Annotated in this window: 17 protein-coding genes and 4 tRNA genes; 5 read left to right on the forward strand and 16 right to left on the reverse strand. The window is 55.6% G+C overall.

All coding sequences use genetic code 11. From position 1 onward, the window contains the following. Window positions 1-70: 70 nt before the first annotated feature. Together V6L79_RS20440 and V6L79_RS20445 are read left to right on the forward strand one after the other, a co-directional pair. Window positions 71-1,231 carry a cytochrome P450 gene (locus V6L79_RS20440; protein ID WP_338579417.1) on the forward strand — a complete coding sequence of 387 codons (1,161 nt, stop codon included), beginning with the start codon at window positions 71-73 and terminating at the stop codon, window positions 1,229-1,231. Then, window positions 1,228-1,578 carry an antibiotic biosynthesis monooxygenase gene (locus tag V6L79_RS20445; RefSeq protein ID WP_338579418.1) on the forward strand — a complete coding sequence of 117 codons (351 nt, stop codon included), beginning with the start codon at window positions 1,228-1,230 and terminating at the stop codon, window positions 1,576-1,578. The genes V6L79_RS20440 and V6L79_RS20445 overlap by 4 nt, the downstream gene beginning before the upstream one ends. 62 nt (window positions 1,579-1,640) lie before the next feature. Here V6L79_RS20445 and V6L79_RS20450 read toward each other — a convergent pair whose 3' ends face one another. From V6L79_RS20450 to V6L79_RS20495, 10 genes are all read right to left on the reverse strand, one after another. Beyond that, entirely contained in the window at window positions 1,641-3,512 is a 1,872-nt protein-coding gene (locus tag V6L79_RS20450) for a SurA N-terminal domain-containing protein (protein WP_338579419.1), read from the reverse strand. 229 nt (window positions 3,513-3,741) lie between these two features. Further along, a complete protein-coding gene (locus V6L79_RS20455; RefSeq protein WP_016782315.1) occupies window positions 3,742-4,014 on the reverse strand; it encodes an HU family DNA-binding protein in 273 nt (90 codons plus the stop codon). 148 nt (window positions 4,015-4,162) lie between these two features. After that, on the reverse strand, window positions 4,163-6,559 hold the full coding sequence (gene lon, locus V6L79_RS20460; protein ID WP_261739162.1) for an endopeptidase La: 2,397 nt from the start codon (window positions 6,557-6,559) through the stop codon (window positions 4,163-4,165). Between the two features lie 163 nt (window positions 6,560-6,722). Then, entirely contained in the window at window positions 6,723-8,006 is a 1,284-nt protein-coding gene (gene clpX, locus V6L79_RS20465; protein WP_048359633.1) for an ATP-dependent Clp protease ATP-binding subunit ClpX, read from the reverse strand. A 106-nt stretch (window positions 8,007-8,112) separates the two neighbouring features. After that, window positions 8,113-8,754 carry an ATP-dependent Clp endopeptidase proteolytic subunit ClpP gene (clpP, locus tag V6L79_RS20470; protein WP_016782312.1) on the reverse strand — a complete coding sequence of 214 codons (642 nt, stop codon included), beginning with the start codon at window positions 8,752-8,754 and terminating at the stop codon, window positions 8,113-8,115. 90 nt (window positions 8,755-8,844) lie between these two features. After that, a complete protein-coding gene (tig, locus tag V6L79_RS20475; RefSeq protein ID WP_261739163.1) occupies window positions 8,845-10,155 on the reverse strand; it encodes a trigger factor in 1,311 nt (436 codons plus the stop codon). A gap of 453 nt (window positions 10,156-10,608) precedes the next feature. Further along, window positions 10,609-10,684, reverse strand: a tRNA-His gene (locus V6L79_RS20480). Between the two features lie 86 nt (window positions 10,685-10,770). Further along, window positions 10,771-10,855: transfer RNA gene (locus V6L79_RS20485), tRNA-Leu, on the reverse strand. Window positions 10,856-10,911: 56 nt separating this feature from the next. Next, window positions 10,912-10,987: transfer RNA gene (locus V6L79_RS20490), tRNA-His, on the reverse strand. A gap of 40 nt (window positions 10,988-11,027) precedes the next feature. Further along, window positions 11,028-11,104, reverse strand: a tRNA-Arg gene (locus tag V6L79_RS20495). Between the two features lie 280 nt (window positions 11,105-11,384). Here V6L79_RS20495 and folD point away from each other — a divergent pair. Continuing rightward, window positions 11,385-12,239, forward strand: a complete 855-nt coding sequence (folD, locus tag V6L79_RS20500; RefSeq protein WP_261739164.1) for a bifunctional methylenetetrahydrofolate dehydrogenase/methenyltetrahydrofolate cyclohydrolase FolD — start codon at window positions 11,385-11,387, stop codon at window positions 12,237-12,239. 188 nt (window positions 12,240-12,427) lie between these two features. Here the strand turns inward: folD and cysS are convergent, their stop codons facing one another. Continuing rightward, window positions 12,428-13,810 carry a cysteine--tRNA ligase gene (cysS, locus tag V6L79_RS20505; protein ID WP_261739165.1) on the reverse strand — a complete coding sequence of 461 codons (1,383 nt, stop codon included), beginning with the start codon at window positions 13,808-13,810 and terminating at the stop codon, window positions 12,428-12,430. A 22-nt stretch (window positions 13,811-13,832) separates the two neighbouring features. Continuing rightward, entirely contained in the window at window positions 13,833-15,530 is a 1,698-nt protein-coding gene (locus V6L79_RS20510) for a glutamine--tRNA ligase/YqeY domain fusion protein (RefSeq protein ID WP_338579420.1), read from the reverse strand. A gap of 278 nt (window positions 15,531-15,808) precedes the next feature. On the opposite strand from V6L79_RS20510, the gene V6L79_RS20515 reads away from it, so the two are divergent. Together V6L79_RS20515 and lpxH are read left to right on the forward strand one after the other, a co-directional pair. Beyond that, window positions 15,809-16,312 (forward strand): peptidylprolyl isomerase, encoded by a 504-nt coding sequence (locus tag V6L79_RS20515; protein ID WP_019823171.1) that lies wholly within the window; start codon window positions 15,809-15,811, stop codon window positions 16,310-16,312. Further along, window positions 16,309-17,046, forward strand: a complete 738-nt coding sequence (gene lpxH / locus V6L79_RS20520; RefSeq protein ID WP_261739167.1) for a UDP-2,3-diacylglucosamine diphosphatase — start codon at window positions 16,309-16,311, stop codon at window positions 17,044-17,046. The genes V6L79_RS20515 and lpxH overlap by 4 nt, the downstream gene beginning before the upstream one ends. A 95-nt stretch (window positions 17,047-17,141) precedes the next feature. Here lpxH and V6L79_RS20525 read toward each other — a convergent pair whose 3' ends face one another. The 4 genes from V6L79_RS20525 to V6L79_RS20540 all read right to left on the reverse strand — a co-directional run bounded on the left by V6L79_RS20525 (window position 17,142) and on the right by V6L79_RS20540 (window position 21,895). Beyond that, window positions 17,142-18,671 (reverse strand): DHA2 family efflux MFS transporter permease subunit, encoded by a 1,530-nt coding sequence (locus V6L79_RS20525; protein WP_261739168.1) that lies wholly within the window; start codon window positions 18,669-18,671, stop codon window positions 17,142-17,144. Between the two features lie 63 nt (window positions 18,672-18,734). Beyond that, a complete protein-coding gene (locus V6L79_RS20530; protein WP_321838056.1) occupies window positions 18,735-19,940 on the reverse strand; it encodes an HlyD family efflux transporter periplasmic adaptor subunit in 1,206 nt (401 codons plus the stop codon). Window positions 19,941-19,949: 9 nt separating this feature from the next. Beyond that, a complete protein-coding gene (locus tag V6L79_RS20535) occupies window positions 19,950-21,425 on the reverse strand; it encodes an efflux transporter outer membrane subunit (protein ID WP_261739170.1) in 1,476 nt (491 codons plus the stop codon). Beyond that, window positions 21,422-21,895 (reverse strand): MarR family winged helix-turn-helix transcriptional regulator, encoded by a 474-nt coding sequence (locus tag V6L79_RS20540; RefSeq protein ID WP_261739171.1) that lies wholly within the window; start codon window positions 21,893-21,895, stop codon window positions 21,422-21,424. Before V6L79_RS20540 ends, V6L79_RS20535 begins: the two co-directional genes overlap by 4 nt. Window positions 21,896-21,979 lie beyond the last annotated feature (84 nt).

Consider the following 21,979-nt stretch of genomic DNA (forward strand, 5'->3'; position numbering starts at 1 on the left):
CGCTCCCGAGCGAATCGTAGACAGCGTGTGTACGAGAGATTAACCGTTCTTACTGAACAGGACGCTCTTGATGACACTCCTTGAGGCAGCCACGCACGCCGACCCTTACCTTTATTACTCGGGTCTCAGGCAAAACAAGGACCTTTACTTCGATCCCGCTCTGGGCCTGTGGGTTGCATGCGGGGCAACGGCGGTGGCGGCTATTTTGCAACACCCGGACTGCCGGGTACGGCCCGTACATGAACCGATTCCGACAGCCATTGCGCAAGGCTCGGCCGGGTGGGTATTTTCCAGGCTGATGCGCATGAACGAAGGAGCGCGCCACCAGTGCCCCAGGGCCGTTATCGAACCCGCCCTGATGGATGTGCCGCAGGAAGAGGTCGCGGCGCTCGTAGGCAGCCTTACAGGACGTGCAGAGCACTGCGCTGAAAGCCTGAACAGGCTGATGTTCAATTTGCCGGTTTCAGTACTTGCGACCTTGATGGGGTTCCAGGTCACGCAGTTACAAACCGTCGCAGGGTTGACTCGTGATTTTGTCGCTTGCCTCTCGCCATTGAGCAATGCCTCTGAACTGCGTAACGCGGACATTGCCGCTACCCGGTTAAGCCACATGCTAAACGTGCTGCTCAGCGACGGGCAGCAGAGAAGCCACTTTCTCTCGGCTATTTGTCGGTCCTTCAAAGCCAGTGATTGGCAAGACCATGACGCCCTGATTGCCAATTTGATCGGCCTGCTATCGCAGACCTGCGAAGCGTGCGCAGGCTTGATCGGCAATACCTTGGTAGCGCTCCAGCAACAACCCGGACTGCTGGAAGACATGACCCGCACCCCAGTACTGGTCAACGAACTGGTTGCAGAAGTTGCGCGCTACGACTCACCGGTACAGAACACCCGGCGCTTTGTTGCCAGACAATGCACCATCGGCGATAGCGTTTTACACGCGGGGGATACGGTTCTGCTGTTGCTCGCTTCGGCCAACAGAGACCCCGCCGCGAACCCCGAGCCCGACAGTTTTTTGCTCACGCGCGGTGAGCGGAGAAGTTTCAGTTTCAGCCAGGGAAGGCATCAATGCCCGGGCCAGCAATTAGCATTGATGATCGTTGCTGAAACCATTTCTACACTCCTGCAACAACCGGCCGCATCACTGAGGCGCCCGCTGCGCTGGTGCTACCTCCCCTCGCTCAATGGCCGAATCCCTCAATTTCGCAACCACCTGGAGCCTGAACAATGATTGCCGTGATTTTTGAAGCCTGGCCACACGAGCAGCACTACCAACGTTACCTCGATCTGGCTGGCGAGCTTAAACCGCTGCTTGCAGAGCTGGAGGGTTTTATATCCATAGAGCGCTACCAAAGCCTGAGCGAGCCGGGAAAACTGCTGTCATTGTCATTTTGGCGCGACGAAGAGTCTATTCAGGAATGGCGCATGCTGGAGCAGCACCGTATGGCCCAGTCCGAAGGACGGGCGCAAGTGTTCAACGACTATCATTTGCGCATCGCCCATGTGGTACGCGATTACAGCCTCGAACGGCGAGCCCAGGCGCCGGTTGATAGCCAGCACGCCCACCGCAATAGCTGATCAGCACCCATAAAAAATGGCCGCTCAATGAGCGGCCATTTTTAGTGAAGCGGCAAGATCGATTAGTAACGCTCGACCTTGGCTTCGTTTTCCAACTGCTTGCGGTAGGCAGAGAAATCCTGCTGACCAACACGCGAAGCGAGGAAGCGGCGATACGACGCTTTCTCTTCTTCCGTTGGCGCTACTGCATCGTTGACGCCATTCAAACGCAGTACGACAACACTGCCATCGGCCAAGGTCACGCTGCCAAATGTCGGCTTGTCCTTGGATGCTGGCTTGGGCATACGGAATACAGCTTGCAGCACGGCAGGATCAATACCTTCCTGACCACGCGCAACCGCTTCCTGGACCTTCCACGACTGACCATCAACCGGCTTGTTCAACGGCAGTTTGCCATCGCGCAGATTTTTGATGATGTCTTCAGCCCGAGTCTTGGCCGCAGCACTGGCGTGCTCTTTGACCAGTTGCGCGCGAATGCTTGAGGCAACAGCCTCCAGCGGCAACTGTTCAGGCTTGCGGTGCTCCTTGGCGCGCAACACGACTACGGTCTCAGGATCGAGTTCGATTGCAGTGCTGTTCGCACCTTCATCCATCACTTCGGTGCTGAATGCGGCTTGAATCACAGCACGGTTGGCTGCAATGCCTTCGCCACCTTCACGACCGAATGGCGCGGAAGTGTGCACAGTCAGCTTCAGCTCTTGAGCAGGTTGAACCAGATCGGACGCTTCAAACGCAGAGTCTTCCAACTGCTTGGTCGCATCGACAAAGCGACGCTCAACCTGTTGGGTTTTCAGATCATGGGTCAGCTTGTCTTTCAGGCTGGCAAAGCTCGGCACTTCAGGTGCTTCAACGCCCAGCAGCTTGATCAGGTGATAGCCAAAGCTGGTACGCACCGGCTCCGAAACCTGATCCTGCTTCAAAGCATAAACTGCAGTTTCGAACACAGGATCGTAAACACCCGGACCTGCAAAGCCCAGATCACCGCCATTGGCAGCCGAGCCTGGATCCTGCGAGAACTCTTTAGCCAGTGCCTCGAAGCTTTCACCCTTGGTCAGACGCTGCTGAATCTCGGAGATCTTCGCTTTGGCCTGCTCGTCGCTGACCTTGTCGTTGACTTCAATCAGGATGTGCGCAGCCCGGCGTTGCTCAGCCAGGTTGGCGATTTCCTTTTGGTACTGTGCTTGCAGTTCATCGTCCTTCACGGCTACTTGATCAAAGAAAGAAGATTTCTTCAATTCGATGTAGTCGATCACAACTTGATCAGGTGTCATGAACTCTTTGGCGTGCTCGTCGTAGTAAGCCTTGATTTCGTCGTCGCTCAATTTCACCGCAGCCGGGTCGGCCTTGATGTTCATGGACGCGAAATCACGGGTTTGTTTTTCGAGACGGGCAAAAGCGTTCACCTGCTCATCGGTCACGAAACCACTGCCTGCCAAACCGGCACGCAGCTGACCAATCAGCATTTCCTGGCCCAGCATGTCGCGGAACTGCAGGCGGCCGTAACCCAGCTGACGAATCACCTGATCAAAGCGCTCAGAACTGAATTTGCCGTCTTCCTGAAATTCAGGGGTCTGCAGAATGACTTGATCCAGAGCAGCTTCAGAGAACGAAAACTTCGCGTCTTTAGCGCCTTGCAGCAACAGCTTGCGATCGATCAACCCTTTGAGGGCCGCTTCACGCAGCATTTTCTCATCCAGCAACGAAGAGTCGAAATCCTTGCCCAACTGCTGCAGCAACTGACGACGTTGCATGTCGACAGCCTGAGTCAGCTCGACTTGAGTGATTTCTTCACCGTTAACCTTGGCGGCATCCTGGCTGGTAGAGGTGGCTTGAAAAATGGCATCGAAACCGGTCAACGCCATTAACGCGACGATGACTCCGATGATGGTCTTGGCAATCCAGCCTTGTGAATTGTCCCTGATATTTTGCAGCATGCTTCCCCCAGAAACGGTCTTGCATAATGAGCAACCGTGGAGCGTGGGTAGAGTCCGGATAGAAGAAAGGCGCATCCGAGGATGCGCCTTCTCGTAACTGGCGGAGCGGACCGGGCTCGAACCCGCGACCCCCGGCGTGACACGACGATGTTGCCACCGACTGCACTACCGCTCCGCTGCCAAGCCTGGCGTGCGCCTGACCCGGTTGGGTAAAAAGTGTTACAGAAACTTAGTTAACCGCTTCTTTCAGTGCTTTACCGGCTTTGAAGCCTGGTTTTTTAGCAGCAGGAATTTCCAGCGTTTTACCGGTCTGTGGGTTACGACCAATGCGAGCTGGACGATCGGTTACAGAAAAAGTACCAAAACCAACCAGTACCACAGAGTCGCCAGCCTTAAGAGCGCCAGTGACGGATTCGATTACTGCGTCCAGCGCACGGCCAGCTGCAGCTTTCGGGATATCAGCAGATGCAGCGATAGCATCAATCAGTTCCGACTTGTTCACTCTAAGTCCCCTTATATCTATCTGAGTATGTTTCTAAAGTTTTTTGGTAAAAGCAAAACGACTGCTGAAGCACTTACGGACACTTATAGAGCCGCTTTATAACAAGGGCTCTAAAAAGCGTCAAGAAAGCCCATCAGGCGAATCCGTATTAATGCGTGCTAATTCTTTCCTTAGAGTCAGACTCTCGCTTGTCGTCCTTGGCAACAATCTCGGGAGCCACATCCGGCAAGGGCTCCGGCGCGTATTGCAGCGCAATTTGCAGGACCTCGTCAATCCATTTAACCGGTTTAATCTGAAGATCCTGTTTGATGTTGTCAGGAATTTCCTTCAGATCACGAACGTTTTCTTCCGGAATAATTACAGTCTTGATCCCACCACGGTGAGCTGCAAGTAATTTTTCCTTCAAACCGCCAATGGCCAATACTTGACCACGAAGGGTTATTTCACCGGTCATGGCAACATCGGCACGCACCGGTATCAGGGTCAACGCAGAGACCAGAGCGGTACACATGCCCACACCCGCACTTGGGCCATCTTTAGGCGTAGCGCCCTCTGGCATGTGGATGTGAATGTCACGTTTCTCGTGGAAATCCAATGGGATGCCGAGGCTCTTGGCGCGGCTGCGAACAACTGTCAGCGCAGCCGTGATGGACTCAACCATCACATCGCCCAGCGAACCGGTCTTGATCAACTGGCCCTTGCCGGGAACAACTGCCGCTTCAATGGTCAACAATTCGCCACCGACCTGAGTCCAGGCCAACCCGGTCACTTGACCAATTTGATCCTGAACTTCAGCCAAGCCATAGCTGAATTTTCTTACACCCAGGAAGTGCTCAAGAAGCTCTGGCGTGACGGTCACCGCGAAGCGTTTTTCCATCGCATGCTCTTTGACTGCCTTGCGGCAGATCTTCGCAATCTGACGCTCCAGGCCCCGCACACCGGCTTCGCGGGTGTAGTAACGAATAATGTCGCGGATAGCTTCGTTATCAAACGCCAGCTCGCCCTTTTTCAAGCCGTTGGCTTCAATCTGTTTCGGGGCCAGGTATTTGACAGCAATGTTGATTTTTTCGTCTTCGGTGTAGCCCGGCAAACGAATGACTTCCATCCGGTCCAGCAAAGCTGGCGGGATATTCATCGAGTTGGACGTACACAGGAACATCACATCCGACAGGTCGTAATCGACCTCGAGGTAATGGTCGTTAAAATTGTGGTTTTGCTCAGGGTCAAGCACTTCAAGCAACGCCGAAGCGGGATCGCCGCGCATATCACTGCCCATTTTGTCGATTTCATCGAGCAGGAACAGCGGGTTGCGAACCCCAACCTTTGTCATCTTTTGAATCAATCTTCCTGGCATCGAACCGATATAAGTACGGCGATGACCACGAATTTCCGCCTCATCACGCACGCCACCCAAAGCCATGCGCACGAATTTACGGTTTGTCGCGTGAGCAATGGACTCGGCAAGCGAGGTTTTGCCTACGCCAGGAGGACCGACCAGACATAGAACCGGGCCACGAATTTTCTTCACGCGCTTTTGCACCGCGAGGTATTCGAGAATCCGCTCTTTAACTTCGTCCAGACCGTAGTGGTCTGCGTCCAGAATGTCTTCTGCGCGCTTCAGGTCCAGACGCACCTTGCTCTGAGCCTTCCACGGCACCTGCACCAGCCAGTCAATGTAGGAGCGCACCACGGTGGCTTCTGCTGACATTGGCGACATTTGCTTGAGCTTGTTCAGCTCGGCCAAAGCCTTGGTCATTGCGTCTTTAGGCAAGCCCGCAGCGTCAATGCGCTTTTTCAGCTCTTCGATTTCATTGTGACCTTCGTCACCATCACCCAGCTCTTTCTGAATGGCTTTCATTTGCTCATTCAGGTAGTACTCGCGCTGGCTGCGCTCCATCTGCTTTTTGACACGACCACGGATACGCTTTTCAACTTGCAGCAGATCAATCTCGGCATCCAGCAGCGCCAGGACGTGCTCAACCCGAGCTTGCAAGTCGATGATTTCAAGAATTTCCTGCTTCTGTTCGATCTTGAGCGCCATATGGGCAGCCATCGTATCGACCAGACGGCTTGGTTCATCAATGCTGTTAAGCGATGAAAGAACTTCGGCCGGGACCTTTTTGCCTAGCTGCACATATTGTTCGAACTGCGAAAGCAGACTGCGAACAAAGACCTCGGACTCGCGATCCGGGGCAGCCACTTCGTCAATCAAGGATACTTCAGCACTCAGATAGCCATCAGCCTGGCCAAAATGCTCAACAGCGCCACGCTGCTCGCCTTCGACCAGCACTTTAACTGTGCCATCCGGGAGCTTGAGCAGTTGCAGGACGGTTGCAATTGTACCTACGCGATAGAGCGCATCTTCGCCCGGATCATCGTCGGCCGGGTTCTTTTGAGCCAGCAGCAAAATCTGCTTGTCGCCCGTCATCGCAGCCTCAAGGGCCTCGATTGATTTCTCGCGTCCCACGAACAGTGGGATCACCATGTGCGGATAAACCACAACATCGCGCAATGGCAGGAGAGGCAATTCGATGGTTGTCTTCATGATTTCGCCTCTACGGCGGCCATAAGGCCGTAATCAGATGGATGTAAGCTTGAAGCCAAGATGGGGGCAGTCTCGATAAAAAACAAGCGTTGTACCGCAGGAAAAGCAAAGGGGCCCGAAGGCCCCTTCTTTAACACGCAATGTGTAGTGCCCAGCACTACATTTACGCGTCAGGTGCTACCTTGGCAGTCGGTTCGTTGTTTTCATAAATCAACAACGGCTTGGACTTGCCTTCTATAACGCTTTCGTCGATCACCACTTTACTCACCTCGGATTGCGAGGGGATTTCATACATGGTGTCGAGCAGAACGCCTTCAAGAATCGAACGCAGGCCACGGGCGCCAGTCTTGCGCTCGAGCGCACGCTTGGCGATGGCTTTCAAGGCATCAGCACGGAACTCGAGATCAACACCTTCCATCTCGAACAACTTGCCGTACTGCTTGGTCAACGCATTCTTTGGCTCGGTCAGAATCTGCATCAATGCAGCTTCGTCCAACTCATCGAGCGTCGCCAAAACAGGTAGACGGCCCACGAATTCCGGGATCAGACCAAACTTGACCAAATCGTCAGGTTCGACTTCACGCAGGGATTCGCCAACCTTCTTGCCCTCTTCCTTGCTGCGCACTTCAGCACTGAAGCCGATGCCGCCACGAGTCGAACGAGCCTGTACAACCTTCTCCAGACCCGAGAACGCGCCACCACAGATAAACAGGATGTTGCGGGTATCAACCTGCAAAAATTCCTGCTGCGGGTGCTTGCGACCACCTTGAGGCGGTACGGAAGCCACGGTGCCTTCAATCAGTTTGAGCAATGCCTGCTGCACACCCTCACCCGAAACATCACGGGTAATCGAAGGGTTGTCGGATTTGCGCGAAATCTTGTCGATTTCATCGATGTAGACAATACCCATCTGGGCTTTCTCTACGTCGTAATCGCATTTCTGAAGCAGCTTCTGAATGATGTTTTCAACATCTTCGCCCACGTAACCGGCTTCAGTCAGCGTGGTTGCGTCAGCAATGGTGAAAGGCACATTCAGCAGGCGAGCCAAGGTTTCTGCCAGCAGGGTTTTACCCGAGCCGGTCGGGCCGATCAGCAGAATGTTGCTCTTGCCGAGTTCGACGTCGTCGTTTTTCTTGTCACGCTGGTTAAGGCGCTTGTAGTGGTTGTACACCGCTACAGCCAAAACCTTTTTGGCACGTTCCTGACCAATGACGTATTGATCAAGGATGCCGCTGATTTCTTTTGGCGAAGGTAATTTATGCGCGCTGCTCTCGGCCTGGGCTTCCTGCACCTCCTCACGGATGATGTCATTGCACAGGTCGACGCATTCGTCGCAGATAAAGACCGAGGGGCCGGCAATCAATTTGCGCACTTCATGCTGGCTTTTGCCACAGAAGGAGCAATAGAGCAATTTGCCGTTGTCCTCGCCGTTGCGGGTGTCAGTCATTCGATCGATCCAAATCCGATAGGCTTGCAACACAAGATGAAGGCAACTGCGGGCTTTTTCAAGCCCGCAGGTGGTCGGTTAACCCAACCACCCACATTTGAGCTGCTTAAGCGGGCATTTGACGCTTGCTGAACACAGAGTCGATCAAACCGTATTCGGTTGCACGCTCGGCGCTCATGAAGTTGTCACGCTCAGTGTCACGCTCGATGGTTTCGAGAGTCTGGCCCGTGTGGTGAGCCAGCAGCGAGTTCAAACGATGACGGATGTTGAGAATTTCCTTGGCATGGATGTCGATATCCGACGCCTGCCCCTGGAAACCGCCCAGCGGCTGGTGAATCATCATGCGCGAGTTAGGCAGGCAGTGACGCTTGCCCGGTGCGCCACCGGCCAACAGGAAGGCGCCCATGCTGCAAGCCTGACCGATACAGATGGTCGACACGTCTGGCTTGATGAATTGCATGGTGTCGTAGATCGACATGCCTGCAGTCACCGAACCGCCTGGGGAGTTGATGTAAAGATGGATGTCCTTGTCCGGGTTCTCGGCTTCAAGGAATAGCAGCTGCGCCGCAACCAGGTTGGCCATGTAGTCTTCTACAGGGCCGACCAGGAAGATGATTCGCTCCTTCAGGAGGCGCGAATAGATGTCATAGGCGCGCTCGCCACGGGCCGACTGCTCGACAACCATCGGGACCAGGCCGCCAGCGGCGTGGATATCAGAGTTCTGCTGAATATAAGAATTGCGGGACATGTCCGGCAGTCACTCCCAAATAGTCATGTCTGGATACGCATAAGCCAGCTCGAGGCTGGCTTATGGTTGTGTTTTCTAACGAGTCAGAAATCAGTCGGCTTGTGGAGCTTCCACCGGCTTGACAGCTTCTTCGTAAGAGACCGCTTTATCGGTCACCTTGGCCTTCTGCAGAACAGTATCCACAACTTGCTCTTCCAGCACAACCGAACGAACCTCGTTCAATTGAGCGTCATTTTTGTAGTACCAAGCTACAACCTGCTCTGGCTCCTGGTAAGCGGAAGCCATTTCCTGAATCATTTCGCGAACGCGATCTTCGTCAGGCTTGAGGTCGAACTGCTTGACTACTTCAGCCACGATCAGACCCAGTACTACGCGACGGCTGGCTTGTTCTTCGAACAGCTCGGCCGGCAGTTGATCAGGCTTGATGTTGCCACCGAACTGCTGAACAGCCTGCACGCGCAGACGATCAACTTCGTTGGACAGCAGCGATTTCGGCACTTCGATCGGGTTGGCAGCCAACAGACCGTCCATTACCTGGTTCTTGACCTTGGACTTGATGGCCTGACGCAGCTCACGCTCCATGTTCTTGCGAACTTCGGTGCGGAAACCTTCCAGACCTGTTTCCTTGATACCGAACTGAGCGAAGAACTCTTCGTTCAGCTCAGGCAGCTTAGGCTCGGAAACAGTGTTCACAGTCACGGTGAACTCGGCTTCTTTGCCAGCCAGGTCCAGGTTCTGGTAGTCAGCAGGGAAAGTCAGCTTCAGAACGCGCTCTTCGCCAGCTTTAGCGCCAACCAGGCCTTCTTCGAAGCCAGGAATCATGCGACCCGAACCCAGAACCAACTGAGTACCGGTGGCCGAACCACCAGCGAATACTTCGCCGTCAACCTTGCCAACGAAATCGATGTTCAGTTGATCATCGTTCTGGGCGGCACGGTCAGTCACTTCAAAACGGGTGTTCTGCTTGCGCAGCACGTCCAGCATTTTGTCCAGGTCGGCATCAGCCACTTCGGCGCTCAGGCGCTCGATAGCGATAGTGTCCAGACCGGTTACTTCGAATTCAGGGAATACTTCGAAAGTAGCAACGTATTCCAGATCCTTGCCTTTTTCGAAGACTTTAGGCTCAACAGAAGGAGCGCCAGCCGGGTTCAGCTTCTGCTCAACCACTGCTTCGTAGAAGGAAGCCTGGATCACATTGCCCAGAGCTTCTTGACGCGCATCAGCTTCGTAACGCTGACGGATCACGCTCATTGGCACCTTGCCTGGACGGAAGCCCGGGATCTTGGCCTTTTGGGCAGTCTGTTGCAGACGCTTGTTGACTTCAGCCTCAATACGCTCTGATGGCACGCCAATGGTCATGCGACGCTCAAGAGCGGAAGTATTTTCAACAGAAACTTGCATGGATATTCCTCGTTGCACAGACGTTAGCCGGCCGTTTCCGACCCCATAATCAAGGGCATGCATTCTAGTGGGTCAAACTCAAGAAGTCACCCTACCGTAAACACGCATGAAAACAGCCGACAGAAATGAAGTAAAAGCAGCCATCTGCTGCGCCTTCTATATAGATAGAAGCGAGTACCGGGCAGAACCAGATACATCACCGAAGACACTTTGCGCAGACAACCGCATTATTGAGCAAAAGCCGGACGCAAAACCGACGCACACAGCCCTTGCCGATTAACTGGCGATCACGGGCACCTTTGGAGCCGCCCCAATCTGCGCGCATTGTCACACAAATCGCAGTGGACGCTAAGCATGCGGGAAATGAGGCGCTGCGCGACACCCTTACGTCAGTTTCTCAAACTGCGGATACAAAAAAACGCCAGATGGTTAATCTGGCGTTTTCTTTAAATATGGGGTGGACGAAGGGGATCGAACCCTCGACAACGGGAGTCACAATCCCGTGCTCTACCAACTGAGCTACGCCCACCATAGCGCGTTTACAACCCTGCCTGTTTCACGAAACAAGCAGTTAAAACAAAAGAAAAAAGCCGCTACAGCGGCTTTGTTCAAATTTGGTGCGGACGGAGAGACTCGAACTCTCACACCTTGCGGCGCTGGAACCTAAATCCAGTGTGTCTACCAATTCCACCACATCCGCATTTCAAACTTTTGAAGCAAAGACGCCAGACGATTAATCTGGCGGCTTTCTAAATATGGGGTGGACGAAGGGGATCGAACCCTCGACAACGGGAGTCACAATCCCGTGCTCTACCAACTGAGCTACGCCCACCATATTGCCTGTACTGCTTACTTGTGCCAAAGCTGCCTAATGGCGCACCCGGCAGGACTCGAACCTGCGACCATCCGCTTAGAAGGCGGATGCTCTATCCAGCTGAGCTACGGGCGCCTTAATAATTTGTACTCTGTGACGACTACAAACCAAGTGCTTTCAGTATCACCAAGCTGAACAACAACTTCGCTCTACCTTCTTAACCAGTGCTAGGCTGTGCCCGACAAGTGCGACGAATGTTATAGGTGAGCCCTAAAGTCGTCAACTCTTTTTTGAAAAAAGTTTAGAAATATAAAGGAGTTAGGGGAATAAGCAGACCAAGCGCCTTTGCCCTCGCGTCGCGGCATGCGAGAATGCACGTCCTTTTTCCACCCTTTACGATGGTTAATCACGCGTAATGACTGCACAACTAATCGACGGCAAAGCGATCGCCGCCAGCCTGCGCCAGCAGATTGCCAAACGTGTCGCCGAGCGTCACGAGCAAGGCCTGCGAACCCCTGGTCTGGCAGTGATTCTGGTCGGCAGCGATCCTGCTTCCCAGGTTTATGTTTCGCACAAGCGTAAAGACTGCGAAGAGGTAGGCTTTATTTCCCAAGCCTATGACCTGCCTTCTGACACTGCCCAGCAAGAGCTGACCGATCTGATCGACCGTCTTAATGACGACGCGAACATCGACGGCATCCTGCTGCAACTGCCTCTGCCAGCCCATCTGGATGCATCCAGGCTGCTGGAACGCATTCGCCCTGACAAAGATGTCGACGGTTTCCACCCCTACAACGTCGGCCGCCTGGCCCAGCGTATCCCGCTGCTGCGTCCGTGCACCCCTAAAGGCATCATGACCCTGCTGGAAAGCACCGGTCAGGACCTGTACGGGATGGACGCTGTGATTGTCGGCGCATCCAACATCGTTGGCCGTCCGATGGCCATGGAGTTGCTGCTGGCAGGCTGCACCGTGACCGTGACCCACCGCTTCACCAAGGACCTGGCCGGCCACGTTGGCCGCGCCGATCTGGTCGTGGTTGCTGCCGGCAAGCCGGGCCTGGTTAAAGGCGAGTGGATCAAGGAAGGCGCCATCGTGATCGACGTTGGCATCAACCGTCAGGCCGATGGCAAGCTGGTGGGTGACGTGGTTTACGAGACCGCCCTGCCCCGCGCGGGCTGGATCACCCCGGTTCCGGGCGGCGTTGGCCCGATGACCCGTGCCTGCCTGCTGGAAAATACTCTGTACGCGGCTGAAACACTGCACGACTGAGTGTTGATCCGCGCATACAAAAACGGCACCTTCGGGTGCCGTTTTTGTGGGTGCCGGTAAAAGGCAGGCAAACAAAAGCCCGCACAGAGCGCAATGCGATGACTTCAACTGTGGGAGCAAGCAGGCTCGCTCCCACAACATCACCAGCATTAAACCCTGTACGGGCTCTTGTTCACACAACGTGCAACCTAGTCAGCCAAGCGCCAGGTTGTCCCGCCTTTACCGTCTTCCAGCACCACACCCATCGCAGCCAGCTGATCGCGTATACGATCCGACTCAGCCCAGTCCTTACCGGCACGGGCAGCCAAACGCGCTTCGATCAAGGCATCTACCTGGGCCGCATCGATCTTGCCTGCAGCACCTGCCTGCAAGAAATCGTCGGCTTCGAGCTGCAATACACCCAGCACATCCGCCAATTGCTTGAGGCGCGCAGCCAAACCGGCGGCCGCTTGCAGATCAGTTTCGCGCAAACGGTTGATCTCGCGAACCATCTCGAACAGCACCGCACAAGCTTCCGGCGTACCGAAGTCGTCGTTCATCACCTGGGTGAAACGCTCAACAAACGCCTCACCACCGGCCGGAGCAACCTTCGGCAACCCTTTAAGTGCGTTATAGAAGCGATCAAGGGCCGCTTTCGCATCCTTGAGATTATCTTCCGAGTAGTTGATCGAGCTACGGTAGTGGCTCGACACCAACAGATAACGCACCACTTCCGGGTGATATTTCTCCAGAACGTCACGAATGGTGAAGAAGTTGTTCAAGGACTTGGACATCTTCTCGCCATTGATGCGAATCATCCCGCAGTGCATCCAGGCATTGGCGTAGGTTTTACCCGTTGCCGCCTCGCTCTGGGCGATTTCGTTTTCATGGTGCGGGAACTCAAGATCGCTGCCGCCGCCATGAATATCGAAGGTCTCACCCAAGCAGCAGGTGGACATCACCGAGCACTCGATATGCCAGCCCGGACGACCCGGACCCCACGGCGATTCCCAGCTCGGCTCGCCCGGCTTGACGCCCTTCCAGAGCACGAAGTCCAGAGGATCGTTCTTGGCCTCATCGACTTCAATGCGGGCACCGATGCGCAAATCTTCGATCTTTTTACGCGACAGCTTGCCGTAGCCCATGAACTTGGCGACGCGGTAATACACGTCACCATTGCCCGGGGCATAGGCGTAGCCCTTGTCGATCAAGGTCTGGATCATCGCGTGCATGCCAGGAATATGATCCGTGGCACGCGGCTCCATATCCGGCTTGAGGATATTGAGCCGCGCCTCATCTTCATGCATCGCCGCGATCATGCGCTCGGTCAGCACCTCAAAAGGCTCACCGTTTTCGCGGGCACGATTGATGATCTTGTCTTCAATGTCCGTGATGTTGCGCACATAGGTCAGGTTGTAGCCGCTGAAACGCAACCAGCGGGTCACCAGATCGAAGGCGATCATGCTACGACCATGACCAATGTGGCAGTAGTCGTACACGGTCATGCCGCACACATACATGCGCACATTGTTGCCGTCCAGCGGCTTGAAAACTTCTTTGCTCTTGGTGAGCGTGTTGTAGATCGTAAGCACGGCTTATTCCTTCAAAACTTGATCACTGGCCCCACGAATCACGCAGGGTCACGGTACGGTTGAATACCGGGTGACCGGGTTTCGAGTCCTTGATATCCGCGCAGAAGTAGCCTTCGCGCTCGAACTGGAAACGGTCTTCCGGCTGTGCATTACCCAGCGAGGGTTCAGCACGACAACCGGTAAGCACCTGCAGAGAGTCAGGGTTGATGTTTTCCAGGAAGCCCGCGCCGTCTTCGGCCTTTTCAGGGTTCGGCGAACGGAACAGACGATCATACAAACGCACTTCACACTCGACGCTGGCAGCCGCTGGCACCCAATGCACCACACCTTTGACCTTGCGACCTTCAGGGTTTTTGCCCAGGGTCTCGGGGTCGTACGAGCAATGCAGTTCGACGATGTTGCCATCGGCGTCCTTGATTGCTTCGTCGGCACGGATCACATAGCTGCCGCGCAAACGCACTTCGCCCGCAGGCTCAAGGCGCTTGTAGCCTTTTGGCGGTTCTTCCATGAAATCGTCGCGATCAATGTAGATCTCACGGGCGAATGGCAGTACGCGCACACCCATGTCTTCTTTCGGATGGCAAGGCAGTTCAAGATTCTCGACCTGACCTTCCGGGTAGTTGGTGATGATGACTTTCAACGGGCGCAGTACGCACATGGCGCGCGGCGCGCTGTGGTCCAGATCGTCACGGATGCTGAATTCCAGCATGCCGAAGTCAACCACGCCGTCGGAACGGTTGGTGCCGACCATGTCGCAGAAGTTGCGGATCGATTTTGGCGTGTAGCCACGACGACGGAAACCCGACAGCGTGGACATGCGCGGGTCATCCCAGCCATTGACGTGCTTTTCATCAACCAGTTGCTTGAGCTTGCGCTTGCTGGTGATGGTGTAGTTCAGGTTCAGACGGCTGAATTCGTACTGACGCGGGTGCGCTGGCACTGGCAGGCTGTCGAGGAACCATTCGTACAGCGGGCGATGGCTTTCGAATTCCAGGGTGCAGATCGAATGAGTAATACCTTCGATCGCATCCGACTGACCATGAGTGAAGTCATAGTTCGGATAGATGCACCATTTGTCGCCGGTCTGGTGGTGATGGGCATGACGAATGCGGTACATGATCGGGTCACGCAGGTTCATGTTCGGCGATGCCATATCGATCTTGGCGCGCAGTACGCACTTGCCGTCCTCGAACTCACCAGCCGTCATGCGGGCGAACAGATCCAGGTTCTCGTCGACGCTACGGTCGCGGAACGGGCTGTTCTTGCCAGGTTCGGTCAGAGTGCCGCGGTATTCCTTGGCTTGCTCAGGCGACAGGTCGCAGACGTAGGCCTTACCTTCTTTAATCAGGTAAATCGCCCACGCGTGCAACTGGTCGAAATATTGCGAGGCGTAGCGCACTTCGCCAGACCACTCGAAGCCCAGCCATTTCACGTCGCTTTCGATCGCGTCGATGTATTCCTGGTCTTCTTTAGCCGGGTTGGTGTCGTCAAAACGCAAATGCGTAACGCCACCAAACTCCTGAGCCAGCCCAAAGTTCACACAAATGGATTTGGCATGACCGATGTGCAGATAGCCATTGGGCTCCGGCGGGAAGCGGGTCACGATCTGTGTGCATTTACCCGAGTCTAGGTCCGCCTGAACGATTGGACGCAGGAAGTTAGCCGGGACAGCAGGGCCAGCTTTTGGATTCAGAGTGGGGTCGACAGTGGGCTTGCTCATAGGATCCTTGAACGTAACAGGGTGCGCGGCCTGGGTCGGCCGACTAAATCAAAGCGCCTATCATAGCCGATGCCGTCAAGTCCCTGACAGAGCAGGTACTCAATCAAACCGATTGAAATGCCGGCTTTTAGTCCCCATATGGGAAAAACACCATCGAAATGCCGTGCGAGCACGCTAAACTCCGCCCGCGGCTGTATCTACCCAGCCAGCCTGGGGGATTGAGGTGTGTTCACCCCGCCCCCAAGCCCGACGAATTCTCTGATAGAGCGATAACGACCATGACCAAAGTAAAACTGAGCACCAACCACGGCGACATCGTGATCGAGCTGAACGCTGAAAAAGCACCGATCACCGTTGCTAACTTCATCGAATACGTAAAAGCCGGCCACTACGAAAACACTGTTTTCCACCGTGTAATCGGCAATTTCATGGTCCAGGGCGGCGGTTTCGAGCCAGGCATGAAAGAAAAGAAAGACAAGCGCCCAAGCATCCAGAACGAAGCTGACAACGGCCTGCCAAACGAGAAGTACACCGTGGCCATGGCTCGCACCATGGAGCCGCATTCGGCTTCCGCCCAGTTCTTCATCAACGTGGCTGACAACAGCTTCCTCAACCACAGCGGAAAAACCGCTCAGGGCTGGGGCTACGCCGTGTTCGGTAAAGTCGTTGAAGGCCAGGACGTGGTAGACAAAATCAAAGGCGTTGCCACTACTTCCAAAGCCGGTCATCAAGACGTGCCTAAAGAAGACGTGATCGTCGAGAAAGCAGAGATCATTGAGTGATACTGCTGATTTCAGATTTGCATCTGGAAGAGGAGCGCCCGGACATAACCCGGGCGTTTCTGGATTTCCTGACCGGGCGCGCGCGCTCGGCTCAGGCGCTATACATTCTGGGTGATTTTTTCGAAGCCTGGATTGGCGACGATGCGATGACACCCTACCAACGCTCGATCTGCGAAGCGTTGCGAACACTCAGCGAAACCGGCACGAAGATTTTTCTGATGCACGGTAACCGCGACTTTTTGCTTGGCCAGGCCTTTTGTAAAGCGGCTGGCTGCACCCTGATCAAAGACCCTAGCGTTGTCGACTTCTATGGTGAGCCGGTATTGCTGATGCATGGCGACAGCCTGTGCACCCGCGATGAAGCCTACATGCGCCTGCGACGCTACCTGCGCAACCCCATCACCTTATGGGTTCTGCGCCACCTGCCCCTGAGCACTCGCCACAAACTGGCGCGCAAGCTGCGCAGCGAAAGCCGTGCCCAGACCCGCATGAAAGCCAATGACATCGTTGACGTGACCCCCGAGGAAGTTCCCCGGATCATGGCGCACTTTGGCGTACACACCCTGATTCACGGTCATACCCATCGCCCGGCAATCCACAAATTGCAAATCGGCGAACTCGCCGCCAAGCGTATTGTTCTGGGTGACTGGGACCGTCAAGGTTGGGTGCTGCAAGTGGATGAGCACGGCATGCGACTTGAGCCGTTTGATTTCTTGCAGCCCGCCTCACAGTAAAGCTGTGGGAGCAAGCCTGCTCGCGAAGGTATCGGCGCAGTCAGATACTTTCGCGAGCAGGTTCGCTCCCACAAGGGGTTTGCAGGGTTCCAGCTTTAATGCCCGCTGGTCGCCGGCCCCGCCTTCGCTGCAAACGGTGGCTTGGCCAGCCATACCAGCAAAATCAAGCCCATAAACAACCAACCCATCATGGTGAAGTAGTCCACGGTGGAGAACATATACGCCTGACTCGTCAGAATCTGATCCATCTGGGCGTAAGCCGGTGTGCTGGCCCCACCCAGACTTTCCAGGGTATGCCGGGTTACCGGGTCATAGGCGCTGATGCTTTCACTCATATAGGCGTGATGCTGATCCGCCCTGCGAATCCAGATCCAGGTGGTCAGCGAAGCCGCAAAGCTGCCCCCCAGAGTACGCAGGAACGTCGCCAACCCTGCACCATCGGCAATCTGATGCGGCGGCAAGTCCGACATCAATATGGTCAAGGTCGGCATAAAGAACAGCGCCACACCAATCCCCATAAATAGCTGCACCAGCGCAATGTGCTGGAAGTCCACCTGATTGGTGAAATCGGCGCGCATAAAGCAGCTCAGGCCAATGGCCAAGAACGCCAGCCCAGCCAACAGGCGCAAGTCGAATTTATTCGCGTACTTGCCCACAAATGGCGACATCAACACCGGCAAAATCCCGATTGGCGCCACTGCCAGGCCAGCCCAGGTGGCGGTATAGCCCATCTGCGTCTGCAACCATTGCGGCAAAATCAGGTTGATACCGAAGAACCCGGCATAACCCAGCACCAGCACAATGGTGCCGATGCGAAAGTTGCGATGGGCAAACAGACGCAAGTTGACGATCGGATGCTTGTCCGTCATTTCCCAAATGATAAATGCCGCCAGCGCCACTACCGATAATGCGGTGCCCAGCAGGATAAAGTTGGACTCGAACCAGTCCAGATCATTGCCCTTGTCGAGCACAATCTGCAACGCACCAACCCCGATAATCAGAGTAATCAACCCCACGTAATCCATCGGTTGACGGGTAATTACCACCGGGCGCGCCTTCAGTTGCTGGCGAACCACCATCACCGCAAATATGCCAATCGGGATATTAATGAAGAAGATCCACGGCCAACTGTAACTGTCCGTGATCCAGCCACCCAAAATGGGCCCGGCAATGGGCGCAACCACCGTGACCATCGCCAGCAATGCCAATGCCATCCCCCGTTTCGCAGGTGGATACACCGCAATCAACAGGGTTTGAGTCATGGGGTACAGCGGCCCGGCCACCAACCCCTGCAACACGCGAAACCCGACCAGCTCAGGCATCGAGGTCGAAATACCGCATAAAAAAGAAGCCAGCACGAACAGAATCGTGGCCCACAAAAACAGCTTTACCTCACCAAAGCGCCGACTCAACCAACCGGTCAGTGGCAAGGCAATCGCGTTGCTTACCGCAAATGAGGTAATTACCCACGTACCCTGCTCCGAACTCACCCCAAGGTTGCCGGAGATGGTGGGCAAGGCGACGTTGGCGATGGTGGTGTCGAGCACCTGCATAAAGGTCGCCAGCGACAATCCGATGGTGGCCATTACCAGGCTGGGAGGAGAAAAAGACGCGTTTGTACTCATCGCAAATCCTTTAAAACCGGGGATGCAGCCCCGCCTGTGTGGCGGGGCTTATGGATTGGCGAATCAGCGTTGGGCGGCCATGTCGCCAGTACCTGCGCTGTTGCTGTCGATCAAGTGCGCTATCAGAGCTTCGGCGTCGGCCAATTGCTGCGCGTACACAGTGGTGGTGAACGAAGCTCTTTGCGGCGGTTGTTGGGCCAGTACCGGGCCACTTTGGTCTCGCAGGTTCACATCAACGGTCGTCGACAAGCCGACCCGCAGCGGATGCTCCGCCAACTCATCGGCATTGATATGAATGCGCACAGGCACCCGCTGCACGATCTTGATCCAGTTACCCGTCGCATTCTGCGCAGGCAACAGAGCAAATGCGCTGCCCGTACCGGCACCAATGCTGTCGATGGTGCCGCTGTACTTCACGCTGCTGCCGTAGATATCCGACTCAATGTCCACCGGCTGGCCGATACGCATCTTGTGCAGCTGGGTTTCCTTGAAGTTGGCATCAATCCACAGCTGATTCAGCGGAATGACCGCCATCAGGGCAGTGCCAGGCTGAACCCGCTGGCCCAACTGAACAGTACGCTTGGCCACGTAGCCTGTGACCGGCGCAATCAAGGTGGAGCGGGCATTGGCCAGATACGCCTGACGCAACTGGGCAGCCGCCGCCTTCACATCAGGGTGGTTGGCCACGGAGGTGTTATCGACCAGCGCACTGGTGGTATCGAGTTTTTGCTCGGCATTGCGCAAGGCACTTTGCGCCGAAGACAGATCATCCCGGGCATGGGACAGCTCTTCCTGGGAAATAGCCCCGCCCGCCGCCAGACTTTTACGGCGGTTGTAGTTGTCCTGGTTTTTCTGCACTTCGACTTTTTGCGCTGCGACCTGAGCCTTCATGCCCTTCACGTCACTGAACAGGCCTCGAACCTGACGCACCGTACGAGCCAGATTGGCCTCGGCGCTTTGCAAGCCAACCAGCGCATCGCTCGGATCGAAGTTGAGCAGGACCTGGCCCTCCTGAACCAGATCGCCATCATCGGCGCCGATGCTCACCACTGTTCCGGTGACCAGCGGCGTGATTTCAACCACGTTGCCATTTACATAGGCATCGTCGGTGCTTTCACTCCAGCGACCATACAGCTCTTGCCAGGCCCAGACGCCGAGCCCGAGCAGGATGACCAGAATTGCCAGGCCGCTCAGCCAGAGCTTGCGTTTACGCTGGTTGCCAGCGTCCTGGGTTTGTTGCGTTTCATTCGGTGTTTGCACAGTGGCCATGACGGGTACCTAAAATTTTCTGCCAGCGAGGACTTCAGTGGAATCGGCCGCAACCGGGTTACCGGGCTGAAATCCACCGCCCAGGGCTTGCATCAGTTGAATCGAAAGGTCGATCTGTTCGGCATTCAGGTCCGCCAACTGGCGTTGGGCCTGAAGCAATTGCTGTTCAATGCTGAGCACATCCAGGTAGTTACCGACACCCGAGCCGTAGCGCTGCAACACGGTATTGAACGAATCCTGAGCGATATCGGTGGCCCGCTGCTGGGCATTGATTTGCTGCCCCACTGCACCTAGTTGCGCAAGGGTATTGCTGACGTCGCCAAGCGCGCCCACCAGTATCTTGTTGTACTGCGCGACCGCCAGGTCGTAATTGGCATCTTCGGCATCCAGCCCTGCACGCAGGCGCCCGCCATCAAATATCGGCAACGAAATGGCCGGCGCAATATTGAGGAAGCGGCTGGCAGAGCCGAACAAGGCATCGCCCAGCAACGACTGAGTACCCGCCGCCGCACTCAAGTTCAGATTGGGATAAAACCGGGTCTTGGCTGCCGCAATATTCTTGCTCGCCGCCTCCACTCGCCAGCGCGCCGCCACCAGATCGGGACGACGACCCAGCAACTCAGCCGGCAAGGTGCTCGGCAACGCTACGGCGCTCGGCGCCAGAATTTTCGGGCGAGCAATCTCGACCCCGCGATCCGGCCCCTTGCCCAACAACACCGCCAGCGCGATGCGCGCACTTTTGAGTTGTTTTTCAGCGTTGATCAGTTGCTCCTGGGAGCTGGCCTCAAGGCTTTCGGTTTGCTGATACTGATAGTGACTGTCGATACCGGCCTGCAGGCGGCGCTTGCTCAGGTCGAGCAATTTACCGGTGCGCTCAAGGTCATCCTTGGCCAGGTCTCGCACAATAAAGGCATGCCCCAGGCTGCTATAGCCCCGCGCCACATCGGCGGCCAGGGTCAGGCTCGCGGCCTGACTGTCAACTGTGGCCGCACGGGCTTCGCCCAATGCTGCTTCCCAGGCGTCGCGTTGGCCGCCCCATAGATCGAAGGTGTAATTAAATGTCAGGCTGGCATCGCGCAGCGTGTCGTACCGACCGCCCTGACCTGTAGGGTCCTGGGAGCGCGACAAGCGCGAACGCGAAACATCAGCCTCGGCATCCAGGGTTGGCATGCGTGCAGCATTGGCGGCACCGGCGGCAGCCGCTGCCTGATGCGCACGGGCACTGGCTATTTGCATATCCGGACTGTCGCGCAATGCTTCCTCGATCAAACCATCAAGCTGCCCGTCACCCAGACGCTTCCACCAGTCCTTTTCAGGCCAGGCCGCCGGGCTGAGCGTCACGCCGTCAAGCGTTCGGGCAGCGTGAAGGTTTTTCGCATCCTGGCTCACGCCCACGGTGCTCAAACCGCTGTAGCTGGCGCAACCGGCCAGCACCATCGACGTAAATACCAGGCTCAGGCCTGTACGCAGCGTTTTGTGGCTCATTTTTCACCTAAGCGCATGACAGTGATCGGATCACCCGCTGCCAACAGTATTTTCTTGAGGATCTGTTCCAGGCTTTGCAGCTCTTGCGGGCTAATGGCGCTTGCCAGCTGATTCATCGCATCGGCGCCAATCTGCGGCAGCAGGCTGGCGAGCGCCTGACCATCATCGGTCAGCACCAGTTGAACCTGGCGCCGATCGGCCTCGGAACGCTGGCGCACCAGCAGTTTTTTTTGCTCGAGACGATCCAGCATGCGGGTCATCGAACCACTGTCCAGCGACAGGTGGCGGCAGAGCTCGGCCGGAGTGTCGACGTCAAACTGGGCCATGATGATCAGCACCTTGAACTGCGCCGCCGTGATGCCGTAAGGCTCCATATGGCGGTCGATGATCTTGTCCTTGAGCATGGCCGTACGCCCCAGGAGCAAACCCAGGGTGCAGTTTTGGAAGTTATCGGGATGGAAATGTTTCATCAGGGCACCAGGAAGCTGCCTAGGCAGTAATGTTTCGAAATATTACTGTCTAGGCAGCTAATGTCAAGCCGATTATTAGGCGGC

It is taken from the genome of Pseudomonas sp. ML2-2023-6 (assembly GCF_037055265.1).
Taxonomy (GTDB): domain Bacteria; phylum Pseudomonadota; class Gammaproteobacteria; order Pseudomonadales; family Pseudomonadaceae; genus Aquipseudomonas; species Aquipseudomonas kulmbachensis.